Genomic DNA, 25,731 nt, shown 5'->3' on the forward strand with positions numbered 1-25,731 from the left:
CACCTCATACTCGACAACTCCCTTGTCGAGAGTATTGTTATAGCCACAGAATATAGCGAAGCACAAGGGAGCGCGAATTTATTCCATCACCCCATAGAAATGAGCAAGCCCGGCTTCGGCGCACTCCATGTCTTGTGCAGGCGTGCCCGAACTTAACCCGATACCACCAACGACCTCTCCATCCACAATCACCGGCAGTCCCCCGCCAACGGAGGAGAGACGCCCGCCAACTTCAGTATGAATTCCAAACGCCAGGTTCCCCGGAACATTCACAGCATTATATTCGTGGGTCGCTTTCCGTGCTGCGGCGGCGGTATAAGCCTTATCGGCAGAAATCGTAATACTCGTTACCTTGCCGCCGTCCATCCGCTCGAACGCAACCAGATTTCCGCTCTCGTCAACAATCGAAATACACATTGGTACGCCGATGTCATTTGCCTTCTCCCGGGCGCCATGAATAAGAATGAGTGCGTCCGCGTGGGACAGGCGTTTAATATTGAGCATCTTGCCCTCCAATTGAGAATGTTAATAACCTTTTTCCAGGCGGCCTAAGCGACGTCATTGGGCCTTAGCCTCTAGACGACGGGCATGCAGTATAGGCTCGGTGTATCCACTCGGTTGCGAACGCCCTTCAAACACAAGATCACAGGCCGCCTTGAAGGCAACCGACGTATCAAAATGTCCTGCCATCGGCTCATAAAGCGGATCGTCGGCATTTTGCGCATCGACAACCCCTGCCATGCGTTTCATGGTTTCCATGACGTCGTCTTCACTGCAAATTCCATGGTACAGCCAGTTTGCAATATGCTGGCTGGATATGCGCAATGTCGCCCGGTCTTCCATGAGACCGACATCGTTTATATCCGGTACTTTGGAACAGCCGACACCCTGGTCGATCCAGCGCACGACATAGCCGAGTATGCCTTGTGCGTTATTGTCCAGCTCTGCCTGAACCTCTTTTTCGGAGAGGTTTTCCCCATTCAACAGCGGCGGAGTCAAAATGCTATCAAGGCTTGCCCGGTCCCGCTTGGCCAGCTCCGCCTGCCGATCCTTGACGGAGACTTCATGGTAATGAAGCGCATGGAGCGTTGCCGCAGTCGGTGACGGAACCCACGCACAGTTAGCGCCCGCCTTCGGATGACCTATTTTGGCCTCCATCATTTTTGCCATCTCGTCCGGCATCGCCCACATACCTTTGCCGATCTGCGCATGGCCCGGCAGTCCCGTTTCAAGACCAATGTCGACGTTCCAATCCTCATAGGCGGCAATCCATGGTTCACCCTTCGCATCGTCTTTCCGCATAAAGGGGCCAGCTTCCATACTGGTATGGATTTCATCCCCTGTCCGGTCAAGAAAGCCCGTATTGATGAAGAAAATCCGTTCCGATACGGCGCGGATGCATTCCTTGAGGTTGACCGTCGTCCGACGTTCCTCATCCATTACACCCACTTTGATCGTGTTGCGCGGCAGGCCAAATCCATCTTCCACCGCAGCGAACAAATCGTTGGTGAACGCGGCTTCTTCAGGGCCATGCATTTTTGGTTTCACGATATAAAGACTTCCCGCGCGGCTATTTGAATAGCGGCCATAGCCATTCAGATCATGCAGCGCCGCCGCTGTTGTCATAACAGCATCCAGTATCCCTTCCGGAATCTCTTTTCCCTCGACATCCAGCACGGCATTTGTCGTCATCAGATGGCCGACATTGCGAACGAGGAGCAAACTCCGCCCGTGCAAGGTCATCTCCCTCCCCGCCGGATCCAAGTAAACACGATCCGGATTCAACGTGCGAGAAATCTCTTTGCCGCCTTTCTCGAACTTGTCTTCCAAATCGCCCTTCATCAACCCGAGCCAATTCCGATACACAAGGGCTTTGTCCTCAGCATCGACGGCGGCGACTGAATCTTCGCAATCCTGAATGGTGGACATCGCCGATTCCATCAGAATGTCCTTTACATCCGCGGGATGGTCCCTGCCGACCGGATGATCGGGATCGATCTGAATATCAAGATGAAGACCGTTTTTCTGAAGAAGAATTGAGGTTAGCACCTCATCTTCAAGATATCCCGCGAACTGTGTCGGATCAGCGAGTCCCGTCACGGAACCATTCGCCAATTCTGCCTCCAACTGCTTTTGTCCGTCTGTTTCCTTTAACCGATAAGCACGAACATCCTTGTGACCACCTTTGGCGAGCGGGGCGGCCCTGTCAAGAACGCCGAAGCCATATTCAATGACCGCAAGTCCGCGTTTGGGATTATAGCTGTTTCCTTTTTCGCATCCGCTTTCTTCAGAAAGAACATCCGTGCCGTAGAGAGCATCATACAGGCTCCCCCAACGAGCATTCGCCGCATTCAAGGCATATCGGGCATTCATCACCGGCACCACGAGTTGCGGTCCGGCAACGTCTGATATTTCCGGATCGACATTGTCAGTCGTTACTTTGAATGCAGGGCCTTCGGGGATGAGATAGCCAATCTCCTGCAGGAATGATTTATACGCCACGGGATCATGCGGCCTACCTTTGGCCGCAAGATGCCACGCATCGATTTTCTCCTGCAACTCTTGGCGTTTTTCAAGAAGCTCTCGATTGCGCGGCCCGAAATTCGCGACAAGATCAGCAAGAAGCGCCCAAACCGCATCTTCTTTAAGTCCGAGGCCCGGCACGATTTCCTTGTCAACAAGGTCGGCAATTTCCGTCGCAACCTGAAGGCCGTTTTTTGTCACGCGATTTGTCATCTGTCCCGTCTTGCCCCTGATCATAAAGATTTATCAACGGCCTGCAAATTCCTGCCCGCCGTTATGTAATTAGAGCGATATTGACAGTTACAGGAAAGAGAATAAACTCATAATGGAAACATTTTCACAATATGGAATTTCAATATGGCGGCTAATGCGCCTACCACACAGACAGTCAGGACGGGGCAGGTTCAATCTTTGACGCGAGCGCTGTCGATACTGAATGCGATTGCCGACAATCCCCCGGGCCTCTCCCTAACGTCAATTTCAAAATTGCTCAAACTGGCACCGTCAACCACCCACCGGCTTCTAACGACGTTGCAGGAGCAGCATTACGTTCAATATGACCGGGATGGCAGCCTCTGGCAGATTGCCATGCGTGCGTTTGTTACCGGGAACGGATTCCTAGCATCCCGTGACCTGGCAACTGTCGCACGACCATATATGCGCCGACTGATGGAACTCAGCGGGGAGACCGTCAATCTTGCCATCGCTGATGAAGACAGGGTTATTTACCTTGCGCAAGTCGAAAGCCGGGAAATGATGCGCGTCTTTTCTAAGCCTGGCAACCATGTCCCGATGCATTGTTCCGGCGTCGGTAAAGCCATACTGATGGCGATGCAGCCTCAGGACGTTGAACGAGTCATTGCGGCTCAGGCTCTGGAAAAGCTGACGGATAAAACGATAACGGATATGCAAACGCTCCTTTCAGAATTGGCGAGGTCACGCAAGCGCGGCTTTGCCCTTGATGACGAAGAGCATGCGGTGGGTTTACGATGTGCCGCCGCGCTGGTTTATGACGAACATGCTGAACCGCTGGCCGGATTGTCGATTTCCGGACCTGCGGCACGGATATCCCAAGAAAGGCTGATGGAGCTAGGCAGCATAACCGTGGATGTCGCGGCCGAAATCACTACCGCACTTGGCGGCAAACGCCCGTGAAAAAGAAACCCTGTGTCTAAATTCCTATGAACCTCATGCTGCCAGTTTCATGATCCCGCTCATAGACCAGCTCTCCAGCTACATAAGTCGCACGTGTTACCCGATCATCCCCAAGCATTATCAATGCGAAAAGCTGTTCCTCCAGTGTTTCGGCATGTTCCAGACGATAGTCAAGAATTGGTGTCGCCTTAAGGTCCAGGATAGTAATATCGGCCTCATATCCTTCCGCAATGCTGCCAATGCTGTCTCCAAGATACAACGCCTCTGCGGCCCCCCGTGTAGCCAGATAAAAGGCTTTATGTGCATCCAGCGCGAAGCCGTTTAATTGCGCAGTTTTATAGGCTTCATTCATACTCACGAGCTGGGAAAAATTTGTGCCCCCGCCAAGGTCAGTAGCAAGCCCAACCCGCACAGAAGGCACACCTGTCATGGCCCTTTCAAGCTGGAACAGCCCGCTTCCCAAAAACAGGTTGGATGTCGGGCAATGCGCTATTGCCGTACCGCTTTCGGAAAAAATGCGAAAATCATCATCCGAAAAATGTACGGCATGCCCATAGATTGCCCTTGGACCAAGTTGGTTGTAATGGCGGTACACATCTACATAATTTTTGCGATTCGGATAAAGTTCCTTTACCCATTCTATCTCAGCCTTGTTCTCTGAAATATGTGATTGCAAATAGGTTCCCGGATGTTCCTGCCATACCGCGCCAGTCACCTCCATTTGCTCTGCCGAGCTTGTCGGAGCGAAGCGCGGTGTTACAGCATAAAGCGCACGGCCCTTACCATGCCATTTTGCAATAAGTTCTTTCGTTTCATCATATCCCGTCTGCGCCGTATCCTTAAGCCCGATTGGCGCAAATCTGTCCATCAGGACTTTACCGGCGATATTCCGCATATTGAGTTTCGCTGATTGTTCGAAAAAAGCGTCCACGGACTGGGGGTGAACAGTACAGAATACGGCAGAGGTCGTCGTGCCTGCGCGCAACATTTCCTTCAGGAAGATTTCTGCCGACTTGAGAGCATACTCCTTGTTCGCGAATTTCTGCTCGGTGATAAAAGTATATTTATTCAACCAGTCGATCAGCTGTTTTCCGTAAGCGCCGATCATTTCCGTCTGGGGATAATGGACATGACAATCGATAAATCCCGGACAGATAATGGCATCTTTATAATATGTCACCGCGACATCCGCACCAACATCGCGTTGCAAAGCTAAAGCGGGACCATAGGCGACAATATTTCCTGCCTCAATGACAACCAAGCCATCCTCTTCATAATGCAGGCAATCCGAAAGTGGTTCCGTAAAGGGATTGCCGCGATAGGAAAGACACCGCCCTCGGATTGCCTTTTTCATGGCTCTTTCTTTCCTGTAGTGTCAGAGATCGCCAATGTAACCTCATCCTTCACAACCTCCATGACCACATAGCTATGGGTCTGCATCACATGAGGCAATTGCGAAATAGCCGCGCCCAATAGCTCGCGGTATGATGCAATATCACGGGTCCGTATTTTGAGCAGATAATCATAACCTCCTGCAATCATCATGCAGGATTGTATTTCCGGAATCTGCCGCACCACTGTGTTAAATTCCTCAAGTGCCTCGGCCGTTGTGGTTGAGAGCTGCACTTGCACCATGACCACATGGCCGGCGTCAACAGTCTCAGGATCAAGCGCGGCAAAGTAGCCCCGGATTATGCCCGCTTTCTCCAGTCTTTTGACACGTTCAGCGCAGGGTGTTTTGGTCAGATTGACGCGCCGGGAAAGGTCCACCAGAGAAATACGACCATTCGCCTGAATTTCTCGAAGGATTCTATAATCTGTCCTGTCCAACGCCTGTATTTGCAACCTGAAGCATTCCTTAATCTCGGATAGATGAGTTTATAGCTCAAGTCTAAGCCGTTTCTTTCGCAAAAGACCAGAAATTTCCCCGCGTTACCTCATCATGAGTCGATCTCGAAAAGTTGTAGACGTTTGACCAGTATTATGCGGACGTATCGGTGCAACTTGGTTAGGATGGCCGAAAAACAAGCTTTGACCTGATGATCAGTGGACCCGGAGACCATGATACGTAATTTGTTTATCACTTCCGCATATTGGGGCCGCCTTGCCGCCTTGATAACTATTCTTGCCATCCTGTTTCCCCTCATGACCAAGGCCGAGGACAACCCCACCTTCAAGAACTGGGAAGAGGTGGTTGATGCCGCGCGCGGCGGAACGGTGAACTGGTTCATGTGGGGCGGCGCTGACAATATCAACGAGTATGTGAGCGGTTTTATTGGAAGCGAGTTAAAGGACCGCTACAACATCACATTGAAACGGGTCGGGATAAACGACACAGCGGAAGCCGTCAATATTGTCATCGGAGAAAAGCAGGCAGGGATTGATGATACGGGTGCCGTTGATATGATCTGGATCAATGGTGGGAACTTTCGAACTATGAAGCAAGGTGACTTGCTGTTTTGCGGTTATCATGACCTGCTTCCAAATAACAAACTTGTTAACTGGCAGGATCCGTCTATCGCCAATGATTTCGGCCTTCCGGTAGAAGAATGCGAGGTTCCCTGGAACCGCGCGCAGTTTGCCTTCGCTTATGACAGTGCGCGCACGGAAAATCCACCAAAGAGCATTCCGGAACTCATTGACTGGGTTAAAGAAAACCCCGGAGAATTCACATATCCTGCGGCGACGGATTTCAATGGCAGTGTTTTTATACGACATGTCTTCTATCATGCAGCAGGAGGTCCGGACGCTCTGCTCGGGGACTTTGATCAAGAAAAATTCGATGAAATTGCCCCGAAAGCCTGGGCCATCCTCAATGAAATGGAACCCTATCTCTGGCGGGAGGGTGAAACCTACCCCAACGCCATTGCAAGTCTTGCCCAGCTTTTTGCCAACAGGGAAGTCGCGCTTTATTTCGATTATGATCCAGCGATATTCGGCATTAATGTCGAGAACGGCATATTTCCGGAAACAACACGTTCATATGGGCTGCAAGACGGGACCATTGGCAATACGAACTATGTTGCCATCCCCTTTAACTCCCCGAATAAAGCCGCCGCGATGGTCACCGCCAACTATCTGCTCTCCTTCGATGCGCAATATGAAAAGGCGAAATCCAGCGTATGGGGGGCTGCACCGGCAATTGACGTCAGTAAACTGGATGACGAGGCGGGGGCTCGTTTTGCGGCCTTACCCCGGCATCCTGCCGTTATCGCCCCTGAAGCCCTTGCCCGTAAATCCCTTCCTGAACTCCATCCCGACTGGATCAGCGCAATCGAAAAAGGGTGGCAGGAAAATGTTGGGAAATAGTGCGCCTATACTATCAGCTCATTTAATAACGAACTAACCGGGACACGTCCTATGTTTGAGCGGTGGAAAATTCCGTTGATGCTCTCCCCAGCTTTGTTGATTGTCTGCGGGCTTTTCATCGGCGGGCTCGCTCTCGGATTGGTGGGAAGTTTCGGTTATATGCCCCTCATCGGGCAGGATAATATAAACCTTGATGCCTATCGCCAGATTCTGTCATCTGAGCGGTTTTTTCTCTCTTTTCTACTAACATTCCATATCGCTTTCACGTCTACGGTCATCGCTTCTCTTTTGGCGCTAGGAGCGGCCTTGATCCTGCGCAAGAGTTTCCTGGGTCGATCCGTCATCAATTTTCTCTTCCAGATCAACCTGACAGTACCGCATCTGGTGGGCGCCGTTGGCATCCTCTACCTTTTTTCCCAATCCGGTGTTTTCGCGCGCCTTGCCTATGAATTTTCCCTGATTTCCAAGCCCTCGGAGTTTCCAGCTATGATCTTCGATCCGCTGGCCATCGGGATTATTATGCAATATGTCTGGAAAGAGGTTCCTTTTATCGGCCTGATCCTGCTGGCAAACATGCAGACAATCGGCCGAGATTACGAGGCAGTCGCCCAGTCTCTCGGGGCCAGCCGCTGGCAAAGTTTTCGCCATGTTCTTCTGCCCCTCTTGATGCCCGGCCTGCTGACCGCCGGAATGATTGTCTTTGCCTTCACTTTTGGCGCCTATGAAATTCCGGCGTTGCTTGGGCAGAGTTACCCTGCCGCCCTGCCGGTTCTTGCCTATCAATCCTTTACCGATGTTGATCTGAATGCGCGCCCGGAAGCTCTCGCCATGGCGATGATTATTGCACTGCTGAGCGCCGTCATGATCTATGGCTATACCCGGCTCACACGGCGCTATATCCGAAAATGAAAATGGCTGTTCAAGAAAATAACAAAAGGGGAAGCCGGAACCGAGGATTATCAGGACTGGCCTGGCTCTCTCTCGCGCTGCTCATAAGCTGGTTGATACTCCCCCTCATTCCGCTGGCGCTCTGGTCGGTGAGCCGGAGCTGGCTTTTTCCGGACATTCTACCCTCCTCTTACAGTTTGCGGGCATGGAATTACGTTTTTTCGACAACCTCCGAAGTGCTACCCGCGCTTGGGCAGACTGCTTTGATTGCGCTCGGGGCAACTTGTATTTCCGTAGTTATTGGCATTCCAGCGGGACGCGCGCTTGGCCTCTACCAGTTTCGCGGCAAGGCCATCATTGAGATTCTCATATTGGCACCGATGATCGTGCCCGGTATCGCCGTTGCACTCGGTCTTCATGTTGTGTTCTTAAAGCTGGGACTTGCGGGATCCGCTATCGGGGTCATGATCGTTCATTTGATCCCTACCCTGCCCTATATGGTTCTGGTTATGTCGGGGGTTTTCTCTAATTATGACCCGGACGCGGAAGCACAGGCCCGAAGCCTTGGCGCCGGTCCTTTTCAAACCTTCTATTACGTAACCCTGCCGGCCATTCTGCCCGGTCTGCTGATCGGGTCGTTATTTACATTCCTCGTCTCCTGGAGCCAATACATCCTGACACTCCTGATCGGTGGCGGACGGGTTGTGACCCTGCCGCTGTTACTGTTTAATTTTGCAAGCGCGGGACGCAATGATATTACCGGTGCGATTAGCATGATCTACATTCTGCCGGGCGTCCTTTTGCTTCTAGTCGCGGCACGGCACTTGACCGGACGCAACAGCAATCTTGAGGGAATGCACCGGATATGAGCGATCTCATGCTCGAACATCTGACGAAATACTATTCCGGTTCAGAAACGCCTGCCGTCGATAACGTTTCTCTTGAAGTTGAAAGCGGCTCTCTGACGGCTTTGCTTGGCCCGTCGGCCTGCGGGAAATCGACAATTCTGAAAATGATCGCAGGATTGCTCACCCCAACTTCAGGCGATATCCGCTTTTCCGACATATCCGTGCTCAAACAGCCGCCGCAATCGCGCGATGCGGTAATGGTCTTTCAGGATCATCTTCTGTTTCCCTACATGTCCGTAGGCGAGAATGTGGGCTTCGGCCTCAAAATGAGAGGACGTCCAAAAGCAGAAACCACCCGTGCCGTTGGAGAAATCCTGGAATTGGTGCAGTTAAATGGGCTGGACCATCGCAAACCTTCGCAGTTATCCGGTGGTCAGCAGCAGCGGGTTGCCTTGGCACGGGCCCTCATCTTACGCCCCAGAATACTCCTGCTGGATGAACCATTTTCAAATCTGGATGAAAGCCTGCGTCTGGAAATGCAAACGCTGCTGAAATCCCTTCATGAGGAAATGAAGACTACTATGCTTTTCGTCACCCATGATCAGGAGGAGGCGATTGCGCTTGCCGATAAAATAGCCCTTCTGCTCTCAGGCCAGCTTCGCCAGTATGACATCCCTCAGAACCTGTATAACCGTCCAAAAGATCGTGACGTCGCAAAATTCTTCGGAGCACAAAATTTTATTTCGGGAAGAATTGTATCAGGAAAATTCTGCTGCCCATTCGGTCAAATTGCCCTTCCGGAAAACGCGCCCGCTGACGGCAAATTTTTAACTATCCGCCCTGAGCATATTGTTATCGGTTCTGAAGCAACTTCGGAGAATAGTTTTCCCGCAACAGTAATATCCAAGAAGTTTCTCGGTAGCCAGACGCGTTTGAAACTCAGTGTCGCAGAACAGGAAATAAGCGCCCTGCTGTCACCAAATACAGCGGAACCGCTTCAATCCGGGATGGACGTTATTGTGCACTTCTCTCGTCAGTCACTCTGGATTCTGCCTTAACGCAGGTTATCCATATATTCGATGAGCCGGCTCGCCACCTTATCCGGTGCGACATCTGCACTCCTGATCAGTCCATCAAAATGGCCCGTCAAGGCACGGATATGTTCCACTGAATTTACCATAAGGTACATGTTGCCGATATAGATGGCCGCCCGGAGCGGGCCAAACAAAGTATAGGCCGCCGAATAGTGCTTACGGGCATCAAACAAAAAAAGACGGAACGTCGGATAAAGTTCCTCTGTCAATATGATCATATGCTCCATCTGATCTTTACGAATATGCCGGGGCACCTGACTCCAATTTCCCTCGCCTTTCGCAAGTTGCTCAATCGACTGGAATGGCATGCAGACTTCCATATCCGTCTCCGGCCGTCTTGAATAGCTGAGTTGATCGTGCATCTGCCGCTCTTTCGCCTCGCGCTCGATTTTCGTAAAATCACCGAATTCATAACTTCCGATCTCATCCGTCCTTAAAAGATCGGGCAACGTCGTTGGCACATAGCGGATTTTGTAGCCCATCGCTTCGCGATGCCATTTCGCCAGCTTGACGCTCGCGGAAGCTTCAGTAACCCGCTCAATCTCGATCATCGGGACAGCCTCACTCGCCACTTCGTCATTGGCGATCAGCCCCATCAGCCAGTCGACTGAAACACCATAGGTGCGGGCAATCGTGCAAAGCGTCTCCGCACGCGGCAGCCGGGTTGAGCCCGGCGCAAGAAACTGACTCAACGCTGAACGATCGATGCCAACACTTTCGGCGAACTGACTCAGGTTGAACCCTTTCCGGGCCAAAAGAAGGGCCATTCTGTCCCGGAATATTTCAGCAACGTCCCGCTTATCAACATGTTCTTTGTCAGATTGTTGTGTATTCACATCAAAACTCATATTAATTTATATATTTAAACTTAAGTTTTATATTAACATAAAAATGCGCGAACTGTCGCATTGTATATGCCCGTCCTTTACTGCCATAATTTTGCCACAAAACTTCAACGTAAAAGGACGGCATTTAGTGTTGCTGCGAGAACGACAGGAAATCAGGACTCTAGGATTAACTGTCTTGTGCTACGGGGTATGGGGGATACTTCTGTTTGTGCCAACTATTTTGCCAAGCTGGCTGATTGCAACCCTGCTTGTACCAGTGATTGCGTTCCATTCCTCGTTACAGCATGAATGCATTCATGGTCACCCATTCTCCGACAGCCGTCTCAACGATCTTCTAATCTATTTTCCTGTCGGAATTTTCCTGCCTTATCCGAGGTTCAAGGAGAACCACCTGACCCATCATCAACATGCACGCATTACAGACCCGATCGAGGATCCGGAAAGCTGGTATGTTGTGAAAACGAAATGGGAGCAGCTTGGCAGCGTAACAAGACTATTATTGCGCATAAACAATACCTTGATCGGCCGGATTTTAATCGGTCCGACACTCAGTGTTTTTACCTTACTGACGTCCGATACGAAGAAGATTTTCAACGGCGATCGTCGTATTTTCTACGTCTGGATCATCCACCTCCTGCTTTGCGTGATCTTCCTTGGCGCGCTATCGCTCTATGGTTCTTTTCCCGTTTTTGTCTACCTCATTTCAGCTTATTTTGGTATGTCTCTCCTGATGATCCGGACGTTTCTGGAGCATCAGGCGCATCCGGATCGTCGGGCCCGCTCAGTTCTGATTAGTGATCAGGGGGTGTTGCGATATCTATTTCTGAATAACAATCTCCATGCGGTGCACCATGCCTTTCCCTCCGTTGCATGGTACCGGTTACCCAGCCTGTTTCGCCTGCACCAGAACCGCTTCCTTGAGATGAACCAAGGTTATTTTTATAGAAGCTATCTTGACGTGATCCGAAAATATGCCTTTGCCCGCAAGGAACCGGTGGCCTTCCCTCTTGATCCTCGCTGACAGCGGGCGCAGATTGATCTGATGAAAAATCCCATAGCGCTCCTTCCGATGTATGATTGGCCGGAAATCCTCGACGCGACAAATGACTATTGGAATGCCCTTCGCGAAGCCCTCGCCGATCAAGGGTTCGCCTCGCCGCAACTTCTGACACGTCCTGAAGATCCTTTTCTCCTTTGGCGAAGTCCGGAGCTTTTAATTGCGCAGACATGTGGTCTGCCATATGTGGAACAGCTCTCAACGGAGGTTTCCCTTATCGGCACCCCGGCCTATGATATCGATTGCGGTGCAGGCTCCTATTTCAGCGTTATCGCCGTGCATAACGACAGCAACATTGAAACTTGCGCTGACCTGAACGGCGCTACATTTGGTTATAACGATCCATTGTCACAGTCTGGAGCGGCGGCATTTTTCTCCCATCTTCACACCTCCGGCATTTCGGTAAATAAAATCGGCGGATTTGAGAGGGTTATGTCTCATCGCAATGCAATTCGTCAGCTATCCGAGCGAAAGGTCGATGTCATCGCCATTGACGCCGTCTCATGGGAGCTCGCCAAGCGATATGAGCGCAACGTTGCAGCGTTACGCGTCATCGGCCAGACGACTCCGACGCCGGGCCTTCCCTATATTACGTTCCATCGCCCCAAGACTGAGGTTGACCGTATCCACCATGCCGTTATCGAGGCAATAGCCTCTCTGCCCAGCTCAAAGCGGGAAGCCTTGTTGCTAACCGGGTTAGCAGCAACAACAATAGCGGATTACCAGTGTATCAAAAGCAGGTTTGATATGGTCCGCGATACAATGAGCGCCTGCCTCCGTTAAGACGGCATCAGGACAAGACGGATCAGCATTGCCACAGCACCAAGCGCCAGAACACCGGCCGCCCATAGGGCAACAAACCAGAGTAACTGCCGCATTCGCCGGGACATTTAGTGATATCCCTCATTTTCGCCGACCTTTCCGCGAAACACCCAATAGCTGTAGGCAGTATAACAAAGGATGATCGGGATAAGGAAAGCCGCACCGATCAGCAAAAAGCCGAGACTCTTGTCGGGCGCTGCAGCTTGCCAGATGGTCAGGTCAGGCGGGATCATGCGCGGATAAAAGCTGATGCCAATGCCGATATAACAGAGCAGGAAGATTCCATGCGCCGCGAAAAAAGGGCGGATATCCTTTTTCTGTTTCAGTCCATAAAACAGAATGGCCGCACACGCCGCCATCAGGAACGGGACAACAACACTGTAAATAAGGTTGGCCCCCTCAAACCAGCGGTAATGATACTCCGTATCAAGGAACGGTGTCGCAATGCTGACGACACCAACAAGTCCAAGAGTTATCAAGCCGGTAATCATCGCATATTTCCGCGCCATGTCCTGTAACTCTCCCTCCGTTTTCATGACGAGCCAGGTGGCACCCAAAAGGGCGTATCCAAAAATAAGTGAGACGCCGGTCAGCAGGGAAAAGGGCGTCAACCAGTCAAGACGGCCGCCTGCATAGCTGCGATCAGCTATATCAATCCCCTGTATCAGGGCCCCTAAGCTCACACCTTGAGCGAACGCCGCGAGTAAAGAACCGAAAGCAAATGACCAGTCCCACCATACGCGATTTCTGCGTGACACCCGCCAGCGGAACTCAAACGCAACCCCGCGGAAGATTAAACCCAATAACATGGCAATTATCGGTATGTACAAGGCTGGCAAAACCACGGCATAGGCCAGCGGAAATACTGCCAGCAAACCGCCGCCACCCAGGACAAGCCACGTCTCATTACCATCCCAGATCGGAGCAACGGAATTCATCATGATATCGCGATGGCCCGATTTTTCGGGCGCCAGCAGGAAAAGAGCTCCGATTCCAAGGTCGAATCCATCCAGCGACACATAAGCGAGAATTGCAAAAGCAATCAACGCGGCCCAGATGAGGGGTAAGTCAATTTCCATCTTTATCCTCCCTTCCCGGCATCAAGTCTTTGGATCATCTAGATTAGATGAAGCGCTCACCATACCCGTAGCACGCTTCAGTGTTTCCATCTTCTCAGGTGTTTTCTCCGGTGTTACTGCCATCAGCCGCAACATGTAATAAACCCCCACACCGAACAAAGTGAAATAGACGACAATAAAGGCGAGCAATGTTGTGCCAACCTCGGCAGCGACAAGAGGCGAAGCACTTTCAGACGTTCGCAGCAATCCATAAATGGTCCAGGGCTGACGCCCTGCCTCCGTCGTTACCCAGCCACACAATACAGCGACAAACCCGATGGGCCCTGCCAGGGTAACTGCTCTTGCCAGCCAGCGATCGTCGTACAGTCTACCTTGATATCGTCGCAGCAAGCTCCAAAAACCAATGAAAAGCATAATAAATCCAATGCCGACCATTATCCGGAATGTCCAAAAAACAAGAAATGTATTGGGCCAGTCTTCCTTTGGAAACGATTCCAAACCCTGCAACTCCCCGTCCCAGCTGTGAGTCAGGATCAAAGAGCCCAGTCTCGGTATAGAAATTGGATACAGAACCTCTGCTTTTTCGTTGTCAGGAATGCCAAACAGAATTAGCGGTGCGCCTGTAACATTTTCATAATGCCCTTCAATGGCCGCAATCTTTGCGGGCTGATGCTCCAGAGTGTTGAGTCCGTGCTGATCTCCGGCCAATATCTGCAACGGAGTAACAAGTGCGGCCATCCACAATGCCATGGAAAACATCAACCGCGCGTTCTCGTTCGCTTTGTCTTTCAAAAGATGATAGGCACCAACCGCGCCGACAACAAAGGCCGTCGTTAAATAGGCCGCCAGCACCATATGCACTAGACGGTAAGGGAAAGATGGATTGAAAATCACCGCCATCCAGTCATCAGGAATGAATTGGCCTTGTGCATTCATCGCATGGCCAACAGGTGTCTGCATCCATGAATTCACCGACAAAATCCAGAAGGCCGAGAACAGCGTTCCTGCGGCAACCATTAATGTCGCGGTGAAGTGAAGTTTCGCACCAACGCGTTTCTGTCCGAACAACATAATCCCAAGAAAGCCTGCCTCAAGAAAGAATGCCGATAGAACCTCATACCCCATCAACGGGCCGATTACCGGCCCCGCTTTGTCCGAAAAAACGGACCAGTTTGTGCCGAACTGGTACGCCATCACAACGCCCGAGACGACGCCCATACCGAACCCGACCGCAAATATGGTTTTCCAGTAATTGAAGACCTCCATATAGCGGTCTTCTTTCTTCCAGAGCCAGAGCCCCTCAAGAACGGCGAGATAACTGGCAAGGCCAATCGAAAAGGCCGGGAATATAATGTGAAATGACACCGTGAAAGCGAACTGCATCCGGGCCAGATCTAATGCACTGATATCAAACATTCTGCCTTATAATGCCTCCATTCATCCCCCATTAGATTAGCATTCACTGCTAGAATGTCATGTATTTTAAGTGACATGCGGCAAATCACCGCTCAAGCTCCTAACTCCTTGCATGAGCCAAATTTGAATTACCTAAGCCCACAGCTCGTCATCTTTACCTATTTCGTTGAATTATCTTAAAGCACATGCACTATCGCCTATATCAAACTTTCTGACCCAACTGGCCAATATCCAAAAGGAATGTCGTGAACGCAAAAGAAACCGCCATATGGCTTTGCCTTGCATGGCTTTGGGGAAGCTCCTTTCTGGCGATTGGCATTGCCGTCGAAACGGTTAGCCCTGTGGATGTCGTCGCAGGACGCATGGGAATCGGCGCCGCCTTCCTTATCCTTATTCTGCTGCTTGGTAAGGGGTCCTTAAGAATGGGGTGGCGCGCATGGCTGATTGCCACGGTCGTCGGTCTGTCCGGGAATGTGCTGCCGTTTCTATTGATCAGCTTTGCTGAACAGCGCGTAGATAGCGGGCTTGCTGCCCTCATCATGGGGATCGCACCCGTCGTTACGCTTGTCATAGCGCCACTTGTTCATCATGAAGAAACTCTCGGACGACGGAAAATAGTGGGCGCCCTGATCGGCTTTTGTGGGATAGGCGTCCTTGTCGGGCCCAACGCATTCGAGGATATGGGATATGAAACCCTTGCCCAAATTGCATTGCTGGGCGCCGCCTTCTGCTATGCCTTTACAGCTTTGTTCTCCCGCCGTTTTCCCCATGAAAAACCGATGCAGACGGCAGCAGCATCGGTTCTTATCGGTGCCGTGGTTATTGGCATAATCAGTATCGCGAATTGGCAGGAACAAACAGCTTCGGCCAGTTCGCTGTTGGCCATTGTCTATCTGGGAATTGGCCCGACTGCTCTTGCTGCGGCCATTTATTTTTACCTTATTCCCCGTATCGGCGCCGGAAGACTGCAACAGGTAAATTATGTCGTTCCGGTTTTGGGCACTTTGTTGGGAATCTTTGTTCTGCATGAACAGCCAACTCTCAATACGTGGATTGCTATTCCTTTTATACTGGCCGCTGTCTACATCGTTACAAGAAAAGCATGAGTTGAAGGCGTTTGGCCACGATCTCCCCTATCGCCGATCACATTTAGCCTTTATTATGGTGCGTAAAGCGTTATTCGTTTCAAGTTTTGAAAGTATCCCGATGCTCCCCGCTAAGTTTCCTCACTGATTTCCGTCTGTGTCATCACACCTTCAAAATAATGCCGCTCTGCTGCGCAAAAACAACCTGACCGGAATATTCTGGATGATTGTGTACACCCTTGCAATGTCCGGCATGCATGGTTCCGTTCGCCACGTATCTGAAAACCTCCATCCCTTCGAAATAGCTTTTTTTCGTCTCATATTTGGTCTCCTTGCCATCCTTCCCTTTTTCTTCAGGCACGGTTACGGAATTTTGAGAACGAGCCGTCTGCCCATGCATATCTTGCGCGGTGTTATTAATGCCGGATGCATGATGGGGTTTTTCTATGCGCTCGCTATCGGACCGCTGGCCCGCGTAACGGCGCTTGGATTTTCCGCGACGCTGTTTACAATTGTACTGGCCGTCTTCTTTTTTGGAGAAAAAGTCGGGCTCAAGAGATGGACGGCAATCTTTATTGGCTTTGCGGGAATGCTCGTCATTGTCCGCCCCGGATTTGCCGATGTCGGGATAGAAAGCATCATAACTCTGGCAGCTGCATTTGGTTGGGCCGTCTGCATGATCATTATAAAAGACCTTGGCAAGACGGAATCCGCAGCAACAATCACCACCTATATGTCCTTGACCATGGCGCCCATTGTACTGGTACCCGCACTTTTTGTCTGGACCGCGCCAACCCTTTATGACTACGTCTGGTTGGTTATCATTGGGCTTTTAGGGGGCCTCGGACAATTTGCCATGGCGAATGCCCTAAAGTTCGGAGAGGCGCAGGTTGTCCTTCCGGTCGAATTCTCCCGTTTGATCTGGATTTCCATTATTGCCTACTTCGCCTTTGGAGAAGTTCCTGGTATCTATGTTTGGATTGGCGGCGGCATGATCGTAGCGGCGACCACATACAACACCTTACGTGAAAGCAGGCGTATATAGCGGTATAGGAATTACTCATTCATTATATGAATGACTGAATAGACTTGTTGTGAGCCAGTAACCAGAACTCTACATAGTTTTAGACTTGTTGGCACTTTCTACCTAAAATGGCCAGCTATGTCTTAGGATAAAAGCGCCCCCATTGAATTTGGAGAGTACTGTAATGAAAAAACCAAATACTCGCCATGCGCTCAGTACTTTGTTACTTTCGATCCGATCGAGGAGGCGCACGCACTCTGCATTTGAAAATGACGTCCAATGGGAGATAGCGCTTTTTGTAATAGAGGCATCTATCGTGGGAAAATCAATAGATGTCAGCGGCCTTGCGCATGTTACCGGCAGGGCACGAAATACAATTGCCGCGCAAGTAGGAATTATGGAAAATGAAGGCTTTTTGAGTTCTATAACTGATAGCAAGGATCAGCGTCGGAAAGTTTTTCAGCCAACCGAAAATTTGTGGCGTGAATTCGACTCTTTTGCCAAAGCTATTGCACCCGACATTGCCCGTGCGAGCTACAAACTACAGGTATCTTGAAATTTTTTGATGTTTTTTTCAAATATGCGCAATTTTGAGCATATTTAACCTTGATAAATGCTTATACTTAATTCAACATACCGTTGAACTAGTAAAACGGGCTTTATCGATAGTGTATCAACCACAAGAAATTCAGACAAGCATCTGGGCGAACCAAGAATATTCCATTGAGGAAACACAGGTTACGCTTGAAAGCGCGAGTTCTCTATGTGAGGACGTCGATAACCTTATTGGTTATTTGTACACGAGCGATGAACTGAGCGTCGCGAGCAATATACCGTCAATCGAAATATTCAGAAACCGTTTCCCGGAAATACTGTTTCATCGTATTGATGTTAATCATGAAAATGCCTTCGCGTTCAAAGTACTTGAATACGATTCGCGAACACAGATGCATAATTACACAAATTACAATGGACTGGTCCTTGGAGATTGGGAAGACCAGCTATCAAGAGACGCCATTACGTCAGCATATACCTTCCCGCATATTTCTGGTCTTCCCCGTTTATCAATGGTGACTAAAAGCAGCCTCGACTCTCGGCGGTACACTCACTTGATTTGGCCGTTGCGCGAGAAAGGCAAGATCACAGAGTTGCTTGTCGCCGCCTGTTACCAGGACGTCGTTATCCCGGCTGGCATTTTTGAGGGAGGAGCGCAAGTCGGTCCAGACGAAGAAAGCTTTCCGTTTGTCGCCCGTGGGAGGGAAATATTCCGTTCCGTCAAAACAAAGCTCGGATCCGGCATGTCCGTATACGCGGAACGTAAACCCATTGCCATGAAGATCCGCCAGATTATGGGAGACTATGAAGTCAATGCCCTGGTCAATTGATATAAGCGCAACCAGGCGCGGCAACGCCCAGGAAAGGCCGGATTTACGATGATCCTTTCGAACACACAACCCTCCGCGATACAATATGGCGCCACGCATCGCAAAACTCGGCGGCAGGCAAAGCTGCAACCGATGATGCGCAGGATTGTCAGCCCATACATGGCCTGTTCGCATAAGCTCGACAAAGTCATCCGTATCAAATCGCCGCGCTGCAATAACAGCACAGACTTCATTTTCTCTGTTCGTCGCCTCAATCCAATAGCTATCCGATTGGTCGCACACAGCAGGATCAAATGTCGGCATCACAACGGTATGGTTAGGATCCATCGCAGCGCGAGCGCGCGCCCATCCATCCATATCGTATCTGATACTGTACTTAAAACCGCTCCGGTTCATCGCCTTTACAATGGGACGCATCATGTCAACGAGGTGACCGGATCGGCATAAATCTGTCGTGAATTCAAACTTTTTCATTTTTAACCTCTTTGGTTGGTTGGTTAGGTGAAAAAGTATAGTGCAAGTCGGATTTAACGGCATCGTGATGAGGAAGGTTTTAGCCTTGTTGAAATTGGGGATAGTAGCCAGGACAGGCACCAGGTAATGACTACTATCCCCAGCCCCGCTGCTTTATTTCCAAAGCTAAAGCGGCGGGTCAACCCTGTATGTTCTCGCATGACATGCATGGACATGGGGAAACTAATTGGTGTCAGTTTAAGGTGCCAATGTCAAACTGTCGGAAAAAATTTAGCACCATATATAATAATAGAATTAGTCGAAACCCATGAAATTGCGACCAGAACTGCGTTCGCATAAACAAACCGGCCGACCCCGCTTGAGAGCTCATTCCGGCAGCGCAAACACCAATTAATTTTATATATTTATCGGCATAGCTCGCGTAGATGGCGGTCGGTGAGAGATTCGAACTCTCGAAGGGCTTGCACCCTTACCGGTTTTCGAGACCGGCGCATTCAACCACTCTGCCAACCGACCGCACTGATAAAAACTTTTTTTGAGTCGCTTTAAACTGCGCTAAAAATAGTCTTCATTACAGGGAACAGGCTTGTAACGCATGGGTTATGACGGCGCAAGCGTAGAATCAGGCAAAAACTTTGAAACAACACCTGAATCATGTTGACTTCACCCGGACCATAGATATATTGCGGCCTTCAATCACGGTGCGCTAAGAAAACGGTCTTTGCGGCCTATTAATTATGTTCGAAACGGATCAGCCATGTTTGCAGTGATCAAAACCGGCGGCAAGCAATATAAAGTCGCCAAAGATGATGTCATCAAGGTAGAGCGCCTCGCTGGCGAAGCTGGCGATAATGTGCAGCTGGATCAGGTTCTGGCTATCTCAGGCGATGACGGGGCTCTATCTTTAGGTGCTCCGCTCGTTGAAGGCGCAATCGTCTCCGCCACTCTTCTGGAACAGGCGCGGGCTGACAAGATTGTTGTTTTCAAGAAAAAGCGCCGCCAGAACTATCGCCGCAAAGCAGGACACCGCCAGGATCTCACGGTTCTCCGGATAACGGACATCGCAGCGAAGGGCGCAAAGAAGGCCGCGCCAAAAAAGGTGGCGGAGCCCAAAGCCGAAACCGCTGTAAAAACGGAAAAGGCAGAGGACGCACCAAAGAAAGCTGCCCCTAAGAAAGCTGCCCCAAAGAAAGCTGCCCCAAAGAAAGCAGCGCCGAAGAAGGCCGCCGCGCCGAAGAAAGAAACAGCAAAGAAAGTGGCGCCGAAGAAGGCCGCCGCCAAGAAAACCGAGGAGTAAGCTAAATGGCACATAAGAAAGCTGGCGGTTCATCCCGCAACGGTCGCGACTCAGCCGGTCGCCGCCTCGGCATCAAGAAATATGGTGGCGAAAAAGTAATCCCGGGAAATATCATTCTGCGCCAGCGCGGCACCAAATGGTACCCGGGTGAGAATGTTGGCATAGGCAAGGATCACACCATCTTCGCCGTTACCGATGGTAATGTTAAATTTACCAAGAAAAGTGGCGGAAAGATCTATGTATCCGTGGAGCAGCAGGCTTAACGCCCGCCTCCAACGGTTAAAGGATTTATGAAGGGGAATGGTCAAGCCATTCCCCTTTTTTATTTGAATCATGTGACGGACGGTGCTCCGCTATATTAGGACACAGGCAGTAGAGAAATGAAGTTCCTCGATCAGGCCAAGGTATATCTTCGTTCCGGTAATGGCGGCCCCGGGGCGCTGAGTTTCCGGCGGGAAAAATTTGTAGAGTTCGGAGGTCCTAATGGCGGCGACGGCGGGCGCGGCGGCTCAGTCGTTATTGAATGTGTTGACGGGCTGAACACCTTGATCGATTACCGCTACCAGCAGCATTTCAAAGCCAAAAGCGGTGGGCATGGCATGGGTCGCGACCGCAGTGGCGCGGCGGCTAACGACATTGTTATGAAGGTTCCGGTCGGCACCCAGATTCTTGAGGAAGACAATGAGACTCTTATTGCAGACCTTACTGAAGTTGGTCAAAGAATCACGCTTTGCAAGGGCGGAGATGGCGGGCGCGGCAATGCGGCATTCAAAACATCAACAAACCGCGCGCCGCGAAAGATTGAGCCCGGCTGGCCGGGTGAAGAACGCTGGATCTGGCTGCGCCTGAAACTGATTGCCGATGTCGGGCTAGTCGGCCTGCCAAATGCCGGCAAGTCCACCTTCCTGAGCGTCACCAGCCGGGCAAAGCCAAAGATTGCCGATTATCCCTTTACAACCCTTGTGCCGCAGCTTGGAGTTGTTGCGGTCGGATCGCGGGAGTTTGTTCTTGCCGATATCCCCGGCCTGATCGAAGGAGCATCCGAGGGGGTTGGCCTAGGGCATCGTTTTCTGGGGCATGTGGAGCGCTGCCGGGTCCTTCTGCATCTGATTGATGCGACGGCAGAGGATGTCGTCGAGTCATACAGTACAATCCGCAACGAACTCGCCGCTTATGACGATGGCCTTGCCAACAAGGAAGAAATTATCGCACTGAACAAGATGGACTCTGTAACAGACGATGAACTGGAAACGAAGGTGAAGTCGCTCAAGAGCATCTCAAAAAAGCCTGTGCATGCAATTTCGGCCGTAATAGGAGAGAATGTCGAGCCATTGCTCTTTGCGCTTTTGAAAATTGTCGACGATAGCAAAGCAGCCGAAAAGGCTGTGCAGGAGGCTGAAGAACAATCACTTGCCGGGGAAGAACCGTCCACATGGCAACCCTGATCAGCAGATTCACAGACGCAAAGCGTGTCGTTATCAAAATTGGCTCGTCCCTGCTTGTCGACAGTAAGAACGGCCGATTACGACGAGACTGGCTTATTGCTTTAAGTCAGGACATTGCAAAAATGCGCCGACGCGGGCAGGAGGTCCTCGTGGTCTCGAGCGGTTCCATTGCATTGGGGCGCAATATACTGGGATTGAAGAACGCGCCTCTGCGACTTGAAGAGAGCCAGGCCGCGGCGGCCACCGGACAGATCCAGCTTGCGCACGCCTATCAGGAAATTCTCGCGCTTGAGAATATACCGGTTGCACAGATTTTGCTCACTCCCGGGGATACCGAAGAACGTCGCCGTTATCTCAACGCGCGCAGCACAATAACCACTCTGCTCTCTCTTGGCGCGTTACCGGTCGTAAACGAAAATGATACTGTCGCCACAATCGAAATTCGCTATGGCGACAACGACCGTCTCGCTGCACGGGTTGCCCAGATGATTTCAGCAGACTGCCTGATCCTATTAAGTGACGTTGACGGGCTGTACACGGCAGATCCGAAAAGCGGCGCGGAAGCCAAACTCATTCGCGAAGTATCCGAATTACATGACGATATCCTCGCAATGGCAGGAAAGACGAAAACCGATGTCGGCCGCGGGGGGATGGAAACCAAGCTCAAGGCGGCGCAGATTGCGATGGCCGCAGGCTGCAACATGTTTATCGCCAGCGGCACGATCCCACATCCGCTGCAGGCGCTTGAAGACGGCGCTAACAGCACCTGCTTCATTGCCTATGACACGCCGCGCAAGGCGCGCAAAAAATGGATTGCGGCAAGCCTTTCAGCCCGAGGCCGGCTCGTTATTGACAAGGGAGCAGAAAAAGCCCTGAACTCCGGCAAGAGCCTATTGCCGGCGGGTGTTATAAAAGTTGAAGGGCCATTCGAGCGGGGCGACCTCGTAATGGTTACGAACTGTGAGGGACAGGACCTTGGCCGTGGACTTGTCGCCTATTCATCAGAAGACGCTGAATGCATCATAGGCCATAAAAGTGGTGAGATCGAAGAGATTCTCGGCTATTCTGGCCGCAATGAAATGATCCATCGTGACGAACTTGCGTTAAACTAATCCCAGGAACGGGGAAACTCTTAATGACCGCACAGCCTCATATCACTGAAAGAAGCCCCATCGCCCAGATGATGGAAGAACTGGGCCGTAGCGCACGCAAAGCCGCGAAAACAATGTCTCTTGTTCCGACGGATGCCAAGAACAAGGCTTTGAGAGAGGCAGCAAATGCCTTGCGCATCCGCAATCTCGATATCCTTGAGGCCAATGCAAAAGATATGATGGCGGCCCGAGAGAAAAATATTTCGCCAGCGCTGCTTGATCGGCTGGAGTTGAATGACTCCCGTATTGAGTCGATGGCAACAGGGCTCGATGAAATCGCGAAATTGAAGGATCCGGTAGGTGACGTAATCGCGGAATGGGACCGCCCAAACGGCCTTGAAATATCACGTGTTCGCGTCCCGCTCGGTGTTATTGGAATCATATATGAATCTCGCCCCAACGTCACCGCAGATGCCGGAAGCCTTTGTCTGAAGGCGGGCAATGCCTGCATCTTGCGCGGCGGATCGGAGAGTTTTCATTCCAGCCGGGCGATATGGACTTGCCTGCAAGACGGGCTAAAGGCAGCCGGGCTCCCTGTTGAAGCAATCCAGATGATCCCGACAACCGATCGCGCCGCTGTCGGCGAGCTGCTCAGCATGAGCGAATTTGTTGACGTGATCGTTCCCCGTGGAGGACGCAGTCTGATTGAACGCGTGCAAAAGGAAAGCCGCATTCCGGTTTTCTCGCATCTTGACGGGCTGGTGCATATATATATCGACGAACAGGCTGATTCGGCCAAAGCACGTGAAATTGTCTTAAATTCGAAGATGAGGCGGGTAAGCGTTTGCGGTGCACTCGAGACTCTTCTGGTAAACCGCGACGTTGCGAAACAAATGCTTCCTGGTATTTTGGATGATCTGTTGACGGCAGGATGCGAGGTGCGCGGAGATGACGTTGTTCAGGCTCTTGATTCCCGCGTCAAGCCAGCAACCGAAAGTGACTGGCACACCGAATATCTTGAGCCCATCCTCTCGGTTCGGGTTGTCGATGATCTGGCGGCGGCGATCGAGCACATCGATACATATGGCTCGCATCATACCGATTGCATCATCACTGAAGATGATGCTGCCGCAAATGTTTTTATGCGGGAAGTAGACAGCGCCATTGTGCTGCAGAACGCCTCCACCCAGTTTGCAGATGGTGGGGAGTTTGGCATGGGCGCAGAAATCGGTATCTCCACCGGCAAGATGCACGCCCGCGGCCCGGTCGGCGTCGAACAGCTGACAAGCTTTAAATATATTGTTAAAGGAACTGGCCAGACGCGGCCTTGAGTATATTATGAGAGCCCTGAAAATCGGACTGCTGGGCGGCTCTTTCAATCCTGCTCATGACGGGCATCGCCAAATAAGCCTGGCGGCGCTCCGTCTGTTGGACCTGGATCAGGTCTGGTGGCTTGTATCCCCGCAAAACCCAATGAAACCTGAAAAAGGCATGGCGGGCTTTGCCGAGCGGTTTGAGGCCGCAAAAGCAATTGCACGGCACCCCAAAATACTGGTTTCCGATTTTGAAGCCCGTATAGGGGAGCAAAGGACAGTCCGAACGCTTGCCGCGCTAAAAAGGGTACACCCGCACCACAAATTCGTCTGGCTCATGGGTGCGGATAACATGGTCCAGCTACCCAAATGGCGGCAGTGGGAGAGCATTATGTCACTCGTTCCAATCGCAGTATTCAATCGCCCGGGCTATACCTACAAAGCATTGAACGGCAAGGTGGCCATAAAATACCGTCGTCAACGCATTATCGGCGGAATCAAGGGGGCTGACCTCCGCCAACTGGCCGATATGCCACCGCCTGCTTGGGCGTTTTTACCAGAGACAACGATTGAGTTGAGCAGCACCCAAATAAGAAAATATCGTGACAATGCAGGAAATACTTGCTCTTGAGCCAAAAAATTCCCAAATTATAAGAGTAAGGTTGTGAATATGATCACTGTAAACTGGAGAATAATTGATCCCTATTATGAAAGCTAACAAAGCTGTAGTTGCTAAACTCCGCGATCTCGTTGAAAAAACATTGAACGACGACAAAGCGGAAGATCTCGTCTCTATCGACCTTGCCGGAAAAACCTCCTTCGCTGATTACATGATTATTGCCAATGGTCGCTCCACCCGTCAGGTGGCGGCGATGGCGGATCATTTAAAAACGCGCATCAAGGAGGAAGGCTTCGGCACTGTGCGGACAGAGGGCCAAACCGGCGGTGACTGGATACTGGTCGACGCCGGCGATATCATTATTCATCTCTTCCGCCCGGAGGTTCGGAATTTCTATAACCTGGAAAAAATCTGGGCACCGGATATTCCGATGGAGATGATCAGCTAAAACCCCGGAAGGGGCTTTGCTTCTACGGATGAGGAGTAGTGGATGCGCCTTGTTGTCGCCAGCGTCGGCAAGTTTCGGGGCGGACCGCTGCAGGAAATGTATGCGGATTATGCAAACCGCCTTCCTTGGCCGATTGAACTGAAAGAAGTCGAAGAGAAAAAGCCCCTCAAAGGAGAAAAGCGCAAAACCCGCGAGGCCAAGCTTCTGATGGGCGCTATACCGGATGGCGCCATCCTGATTGCCCTTGATGAGTCGGGCAAGAGCATGACAAGCCCCGATTTTGCCAAGATGCTCGGTCAATATGCGGACGATGGACTACAGAACCTGGCATTTCTGATTGGCGGCGCTGACGGACATAGCCAGACCACCCTCGACAAGGCCGACCGGCTCCTGTCTTTGGGGCCCATGACGTGGCCACATATGATGGTCCGGGGGTTATTGGCGGAACAGTTATACCGCGCATCGTCAATTTTAGCGAATCACCCTTATCATCGCGTATGATAATAATAGA

27 protein-coding genes and 1 tRNA gene are annotated in these 25,731 nt (G+C 51.1%); 18 read left to right on the forward strand and 10 right to left on the reverse strand.

Translation table 11 applies throughout. The annotated features are described in order from the left end of the window. Positions 1-78: 78 nt before the first annotated feature. Both AACZ19_RS11715 and AACZ19_RS11720 read right to left on the reverse strand, forming a co-directional pair. Positions 79-504, reverse strand: coding sequence for a heme-binding protein (locus tag AACZ19_RS11715; RefSeq protein WP_339634127.1), 426 nt, complete (start codon positions 502-504; stop codon positions 79-81). A gap of 54 nt (positions 505-558) precedes the next feature. Beyond that, the gene (locus tag AACZ19_RS11720) at positions 559-2,736 is read right to left on the reverse strand and encodes a malate synthase G (RefSeq protein ID WP_339634129.1); all 2,178 of its coding nucleotides are present in this window, start codon (positions 2,734-2,736) and stop codon (positions 559-561) included. Between the two features lie 144 nt (positions 2,737-2,880). Between AACZ19_RS11720 and AACZ19_RS11725 the strand changes: the two genes are divergently transcribed. After that, entirely contained in the window at positions 2,881-3,678 is a 798-nt protein-coding gene (locus AACZ19_RS11725) for an IclR family transcriptional regulator C-terminal domain-containing protein (RefSeq protein ID WP_339634130.1), read from the forward strand. A gap of 16 nt (positions 3,679-3,694) precedes the next feature. Here the strand turns inward: AACZ19_RS11725 and guaD are convergent, their stop codons facing one another. Together guaD and AACZ19_RS11735 are read right to left on the reverse strand one after the other, a co-directional pair. Beyond that, positions 3,695-5,032: a guanine deaminase gene (guaD, locus tag AACZ19_RS11730; RefSeq protein ID WP_339634132.1), complete on the reverse strand. Its 1,338-nt coding sequence runs from the start codon at positions 5,030-5,032 to the stop codon at positions 3,695-3,697. Continuing rightward, entirely contained in the window at positions 5,029-5,523 is a 495-nt protein-coding gene (locus AACZ19_RS11735; protein WP_339634134.1) for an Lrp/AsnC ligand binding domain-containing protein, read from the reverse strand. The genes guaD and AACZ19_RS11735 overlap by 4 nt, the downstream gene beginning before the upstream one ends. Before the next feature lie 216 nt (positions 5,524-5,739). On the opposite strand from AACZ19_RS11735, the gene AACZ19_RS11740 reads away from it, so the two are divergent. From AACZ19_RS11740 to AACZ19_RS11755, 4 genes are read left to right on the forward strand one after another with little or no spacing between them, the layout of a single operon-like run. Further along, the gene (locus AACZ19_RS11740; protein WP_339634136.1) at positions 5,740-6,987 is read left to right on the forward strand and encodes an ABC transporter substrate-binding protein; all 1,248 of its coding nucleotides are present in this window, start codon (positions 5,740-5,742) and stop codon (positions 6,985-6,987) included. A gap of 51 nt (positions 6,988-7,038) precedes the next feature. Then, positions 7,039-7,896 (forward strand): ABC transporter permease subunit, encoded by an 858-nt coding sequence (locus AACZ19_RS11745; RefSeq protein ID WP_339634138.1) that lies wholly within the window; start codon positions 7,039-7,041, stop codon positions 7,894-7,896. Positions 7,897-7,898: 2 nt separating this feature from the next. Beyond that, on the forward strand, positions 7,899-8,744 hold the full coding sequence (locus AACZ19_RS11750; protein WP_339634139.1) for an ABC transporter permease: 846 nt from the start codon (positions 7,899-7,901) through the stop codon (positions 8,742-8,744). An 8-nt stretch (positions 8,745-8,752) separates the two neighbouring features. After that, complete coding sequence (locus AACZ19_RS11755) at positions 8,753-9,781, forward strand: ABC transporter ATP-binding protein (protein WP_339634577.1); 1,029 nt, start codon at positions 8,753-8,755, stop codon at positions 9,779-9,781. On the opposite strand, the gene AACZ19_RS11760 is transcribed toward AACZ19_RS11755, so the two are convergent. Beyond that, a complete protein-coding gene (locus AACZ19_RS11760; protein ID WP_339634142.1) occupies positions 9,778-10,584 on the reverse strand; it encodes a helix-turn-helix transcriptional regulator in 807 nt (268 codons plus the stop codon). The genes AACZ19_RS11755 and AACZ19_RS11760 overlap by 4 nt on opposite strands. Before the next feature lie 289 nt (positions 10,585-10,873). Between AACZ19_RS11760 and AACZ19_RS11765 the strand changes: the two genes are divergently transcribed. After that, a complete protein-coding gene (locus AACZ19_RS11765; protein ID WP_339634144.1) occupies positions 10,874-11,686 on the forward strand; it encodes a fatty acid desaturase in 813 nt (270 codons plus the stop codon). A 21-nt stretch (positions 11,687-11,707) separates the two neighbouring features. Further along, on the forward strand, positions 11,708-12,505 hold the full coding sequence (locus AACZ19_RS11770; RefSeq protein WP_339634146.1) for a PhnD/SsuA/transferrin family substrate-binding protein: 798 nt from the start codon (positions 11,708-11,710) through the stop codon (positions 12,503-12,505). Here AACZ19_RS11770 and AACZ19_RS11775 read toward each other — a convergent pair. The 3 genes from AACZ19_RS11775 to AACZ19_RS11785 are packed head-to-tail and all read right to left on the reverse strand — an operon-like array spanning position 12,502 to position 15,039. After that, positions 12,502-12,612 carry a DUF2474 family protein gene (locus AACZ19_RS11775; RefSeq protein ID WP_339634148.1) on the reverse strand — a complete coding sequence of 37 codons (111 nt, stop codon included), beginning with the start codon at positions 12,610-12,612 and terminating at the stop codon, positions 12,502-12,504. The two genes, AACZ19_RS11770 and AACZ19_RS11775, sit on opposite strands and share 4 nt — an antisense overlap. Then, on the reverse strand, positions 12,613-13,623 hold the full coding sequence (cydB, locus tag AACZ19_RS11780) for a cytochrome d ubiquinol oxidase subunit II (protein WP_339634151.1): 1,011 nt from the start codon (positions 13,621-13,623) through the stop codon (positions 12,613-12,615). A gap of 21 nt (positions 13,624-13,644) precedes the next feature. Further along, entirely contained in the window at positions 13,645-15,039 is a 1,395-nt protein-coding gene (locus AACZ19_RS11785; RefSeq protein ID WP_339634152.1) for a cytochrome ubiquinol oxidase subunit I, read from the reverse strand. A gap of 245 nt (positions 15,040-15,284) precedes the next feature. Between AACZ19_RS11785 and AACZ19_RS11790 the strand changes: the two genes are divergently transcribed. From AACZ19_RS11790 to AACZ19_RS11800, 3 genes are all read left to right on the forward strand, one after another. Further along, a complete protein-coding gene (locus tag AACZ19_RS11790) occupies positions 15,285-16,145 on the forward strand; it encodes a DMT family transporter (RefSeq protein WP_339634153.1) in 861 nt (286 codons plus the stop codon). A 232-nt stretch (positions 16,146-16,377) separates the two neighbouring features. Then, positions 16,378-17,169 carry a DMT family transporter gene (locus AACZ19_RS11795; protein ID WP_339634580.1) on the forward strand — a complete coding sequence of 264 codons (792 nt, stop codon included), beginning with the start codon at positions 16,378-16,380 and terminating at the stop codon, positions 17,167-17,169. 163 nt (positions 17,170-17,332) lie between these two features. Beyond that, positions 17,333-17,704, forward strand: coding sequence for a hypothetical protein (locus AACZ19_RS11800; protein ID WP_339634154.1), 372 nt, complete (start codon positions 17,333-17,335; stop codon positions 17,702-17,704). Positions 17,705-18,212: 508 nt separating this feature from the next. Here the strand turns inward: AACZ19_RS11800 and AACZ19_RS11805 are convergent. Further along, complete coding sequence (locus AACZ19_RS11805) at positions 18,213-19,007, reverse strand: hypothetical protein (protein ID WP_339634155.1); 795 nt, start codon at positions 19,005-19,007, stop codon at positions 18,213-18,215. Between the two features lie 426 nt (positions 19,008-19,433). Beyond that, positions 19,434-19,523 (reverse strand) — tRNA-Ser (locus AACZ19_RS11810). Between the two features lie 241 nt (positions 19,524-19,764). On the opposite strand from AACZ19_RS11810, the gene rplU reads away from it, so the two are divergent. The 8 genes from rplU (at position 19,765) to rlmH (ending at position 25,721) form a co-directional block, all read left to right on the forward strand. Further along, a complete protein-coding gene (gene rplU / locus AACZ19_RS11815; protein WP_339634156.1) occupies positions 19,765-20,304 on the forward strand; it encodes a 50S ribosomal protein L21 in 540 nt (179 codons plus the stop codon). 5 nt (positions 20,305-20,309) lie between these two features. Next, positions 20,310-20,567: a 50S ribosomal protein L27 gene (rpmA, locus tag AACZ19_RS11820; RefSeq protein ID WP_288904789.1), complete on the forward strand. Its 258-nt coding sequence runs from the start codon at positions 20,310-20,312 to the stop codon at positions 20,565-20,567. 117 nt (positions 20,568-20,684) lie between these two features. Next, the gene (obgE, locus tag AACZ19_RS11825; protein WP_339634160.1) at positions 20,685-21,749 is read left to right on the forward strand and encodes a GTPase ObgE; all 1,065 of its coding nucleotides are present in this window, start codon (positions 20,685-20,687) and stop codon (positions 21,747-21,749) included. Beyond that, the gene (gene proB / locus AACZ19_RS11830; RefSeq protein WP_339634161.1) at positions 21,737-22,861 is read left to right on the forward strand and encodes a glutamate 5-kinase; all 1,125 of its coding nucleotides are present in this window, start codon (positions 21,737-21,739) and stop codon (positions 22,859-22,861) included. The genes obgE and proB overlap by 13 nt, the downstream gene beginning before the upstream one ends. A 23-nt stretch (positions 22,862-22,884) precedes the next feature. Then, complete coding sequence (locus AACZ19_RS11835; protein ID WP_339634163.1) at positions 22,885-24,171, forward strand: glutamate-5-semialdehyde dehydrogenase; 1,287 nt, start codon at positions 22,885-22,887, stop codon at positions 24,169-24,171. Positions 24,172-24,178: 7 nt separating this feature from the next. Continuing rightward, positions 24,179-24,784, forward strand: a complete 606-nt coding sequence (locus tag AACZ19_RS11840; RefSeq protein ID WP_339634165.1) for a nicotinate-nucleotide adenylyltransferase — start codon at positions 24,179-24,181, stop codon at positions 24,782-24,784. Between the two features lie 76 nt (positions 24,785-24,860). After that, positions 24,861-25,220: a ribosome silencing factor gene (rsfS, locus tag AACZ19_RS11845; RefSeq protein WP_339634167.1), complete on the forward strand. Its 360-nt coding sequence runs from the start codon at positions 24,861-24,863 to the stop codon at positions 25,218-25,220. A 42-nt stretch (positions 25,221-25,262) separates the two neighbouring features. Then, positions 25,263-25,721 carry a 23S rRNA (pseudouridine(1915)-N(3))-methyltransferase RlmH gene (gene rlmH / locus AACZ19_RS11850; protein WP_339634170.1) on the forward strand — a complete coding sequence of 153 codons (459 nt, stop codon included), beginning with the start codon at positions 25,263-25,265 and terminating at the stop codon, positions 25,719-25,721. The last annotated feature ends 10 nt before the right edge of the window (positions 25,722-25,731 follow it).

Source organism: uncultured Sneathiella sp. (assembly GCF_963973085.1).
Taxonomy (GTDB): Bacteria; Pseudomonadota; Alphaproteobacteria; order Sneathiellales; family Sneathiellaceae; genus Sneathiella.

What these genes read in the sequence shown, in the direction of transcription:
- AACZ19_RS11715 (WP_339634127.1), bottom strand. Translation starts at nt 504, where the DNA reads ATGCTCAATATTAAACGCCTGTCCCACGCGGACGCACTCATTCTTATT.
- AACZ19_RS11720 (WP_339634129.1), bottom strand. Translation starts at nt 2,736, where the DNA reads ATGACAAATCGCGTGACAAAAAACGGCCTTCAGGTTGCGACGGAAATT.
- AACZ19_RS11725 (WP_339634130.1), top strand. Translation starts at nt 2,881, where the DNA reads ATGGCGGCTAATGCGCCTACCACACAGACAGTCAGGACGGGGCAGGTT.
- guaD (WP_339634132.1), bottom strand. Translation starts at nt 5,032, where the DNA reads ATGAAAAAGGCAATCCGAGGGCGGTGTCTTTCCTATCGCGGCAATCCC.
- AACZ19_RS11740 (WP_339634136.1), top strand. Translation starts at nt 5,740, where the DNA reads ATGATACGTAATTTGTTTATCACTTCCGCATATTGGGGCCGCCTTGCC.
- AACZ19_RS11745 (WP_339634138.1), top strand. Translation starts at nt 7,039, where the DNA reads ATGTTTGAGCGGTGGAAAATTCCGTTGATGCTCTCCCCAGCTTTGTTG.
- AACZ19_RS11750 (WP_339634139.1), top strand. Translation starts at nt 7,899, where the DNA reads ATGGCTGTTCAAGAAAATAACAAAAGGGGAAGCCGGAACCGAGGATTA.
- AACZ19_RS11755 (WP_339634577.1), top strand. Translation starts at nt 8,753, where the DNA reads ATGCTCGAACATCTGACGAAATACTATTCCGGTTCAGAAACGCCTGCC.
- AACZ19_RS11760 (WP_339634142.1), bottom strand. Translation starts at nt 10,584, where the DNA reads ATGGCCCTTCTTTTGGCCCGGAAAGGGTTCAACCTGAGTCAGTTCGCC.
- AACZ19_RS11770 (WP_339634146.1), top strand. Translation starts at nt 11,708, where the DNA reads ATGAAAAATCCCATAGCGCTCCTTCCGATGTATGATTGGCCGGAAATC.
- AACZ19_RS11775 (WP_339634148.1), bottom strand. Translation starts at nt 12,612, where the DNA reads ATGTCCCGGCGAATGCGGCAGTTACTCTGGTTTGTTGCCCTATGGGCG.
- cydB (WP_339634151.1), bottom strand. Translation starts at nt 13,623, where the DNA reads ATGGAAATTGACTTACCCCTCATCTGGGCCGCGTTGATTGCTTTTGCA.
- AACZ19_RS11785 (WP_339634152.1), bottom strand. Translation starts at nt 15,039, where the DNA reads ATGTTTGATATCAGTGCATTAGATCTGGCCCGGATGCAGTTCGCTTTC.
- AACZ19_RS11795 (WP_339634580.1), top strand. Translation starts at nt 16,378, where the DNA reads ATGCATGGTTCCGTTCGCCACGTATCTGAAAACCTCCATCCCTTCGAA.
- AACZ19_RS11800 (WP_339634154.1), top strand. Translation starts at nt 17,333, where the DNA reads ATGAAAAAACCAAATACTCGCCATGCGCTCAGTACTTTGTTACTTTCG.
- AACZ19_RS11805 (WP_339634155.1), bottom strand. Translation starts at nt 19,007, where the DNA reads ATGAAAAAGTTTGAATTCACGACAGATTTATGCCGATCCGGTCACCTC.
- rplU (WP_339634156.1), top strand. Translation starts at nt 19,765, where the DNA reads ATGTTTGCAGTGATCAAAACCGGCGGCAAGCAATATAAAGTCGCCAAA.
- rpmA (WP_288904789.1), top strand. Translation starts at nt 20,310, where the DNA reads ATGGCACATAAGAAAGCTGGCGGTTCATCCCGCAACGGTCGCGACTCA.
- obgE (WP_339634160.1), top strand. Translation starts at nt 20,685, where the DNA reads ATGAAGTTCCTCGATCAGGCCAAGGTATATCTTCGTTCCGGTAATGGC.
- proB (WP_339634161.1), top strand. Translation starts at nt 21,737, where the DNA reads ATGGCAACCCTGATCAGCAGATTCACAGACGCAAAGCGTGTCGTTATC.
- AACZ19_RS11835 (WP_339634163.1), top strand. Translation starts at nt 22,885, where the DNA reads ATGACCGCACAGCCTCATATCACTGAAAGAAGCCCCATCGCCCAGATG.
- AACZ19_RS11840 (WP_339634165.1), top strand. Translation starts at nt 24,179, where the DNA reads ATGAGAGCCCTGAAAATCGGACTGCTGGGCGGCTCTTTCAATCCTGCT.
- rsfS (WP_339634167.1), top strand. Translation starts at nt 24,861, where the DNA reads ATGAAAGCTAACAAAGCTGTAGTTGCTAAACTCCGCGATCTCGTTGAA.
- rlmH (WP_339634170.1), top strand. Translation starts at nt 25,263, where the DNA reads ATGCGCCTTGTTGTCGCCAGCGTCGGCAAGTTTCGGGGCGGACCGCTG.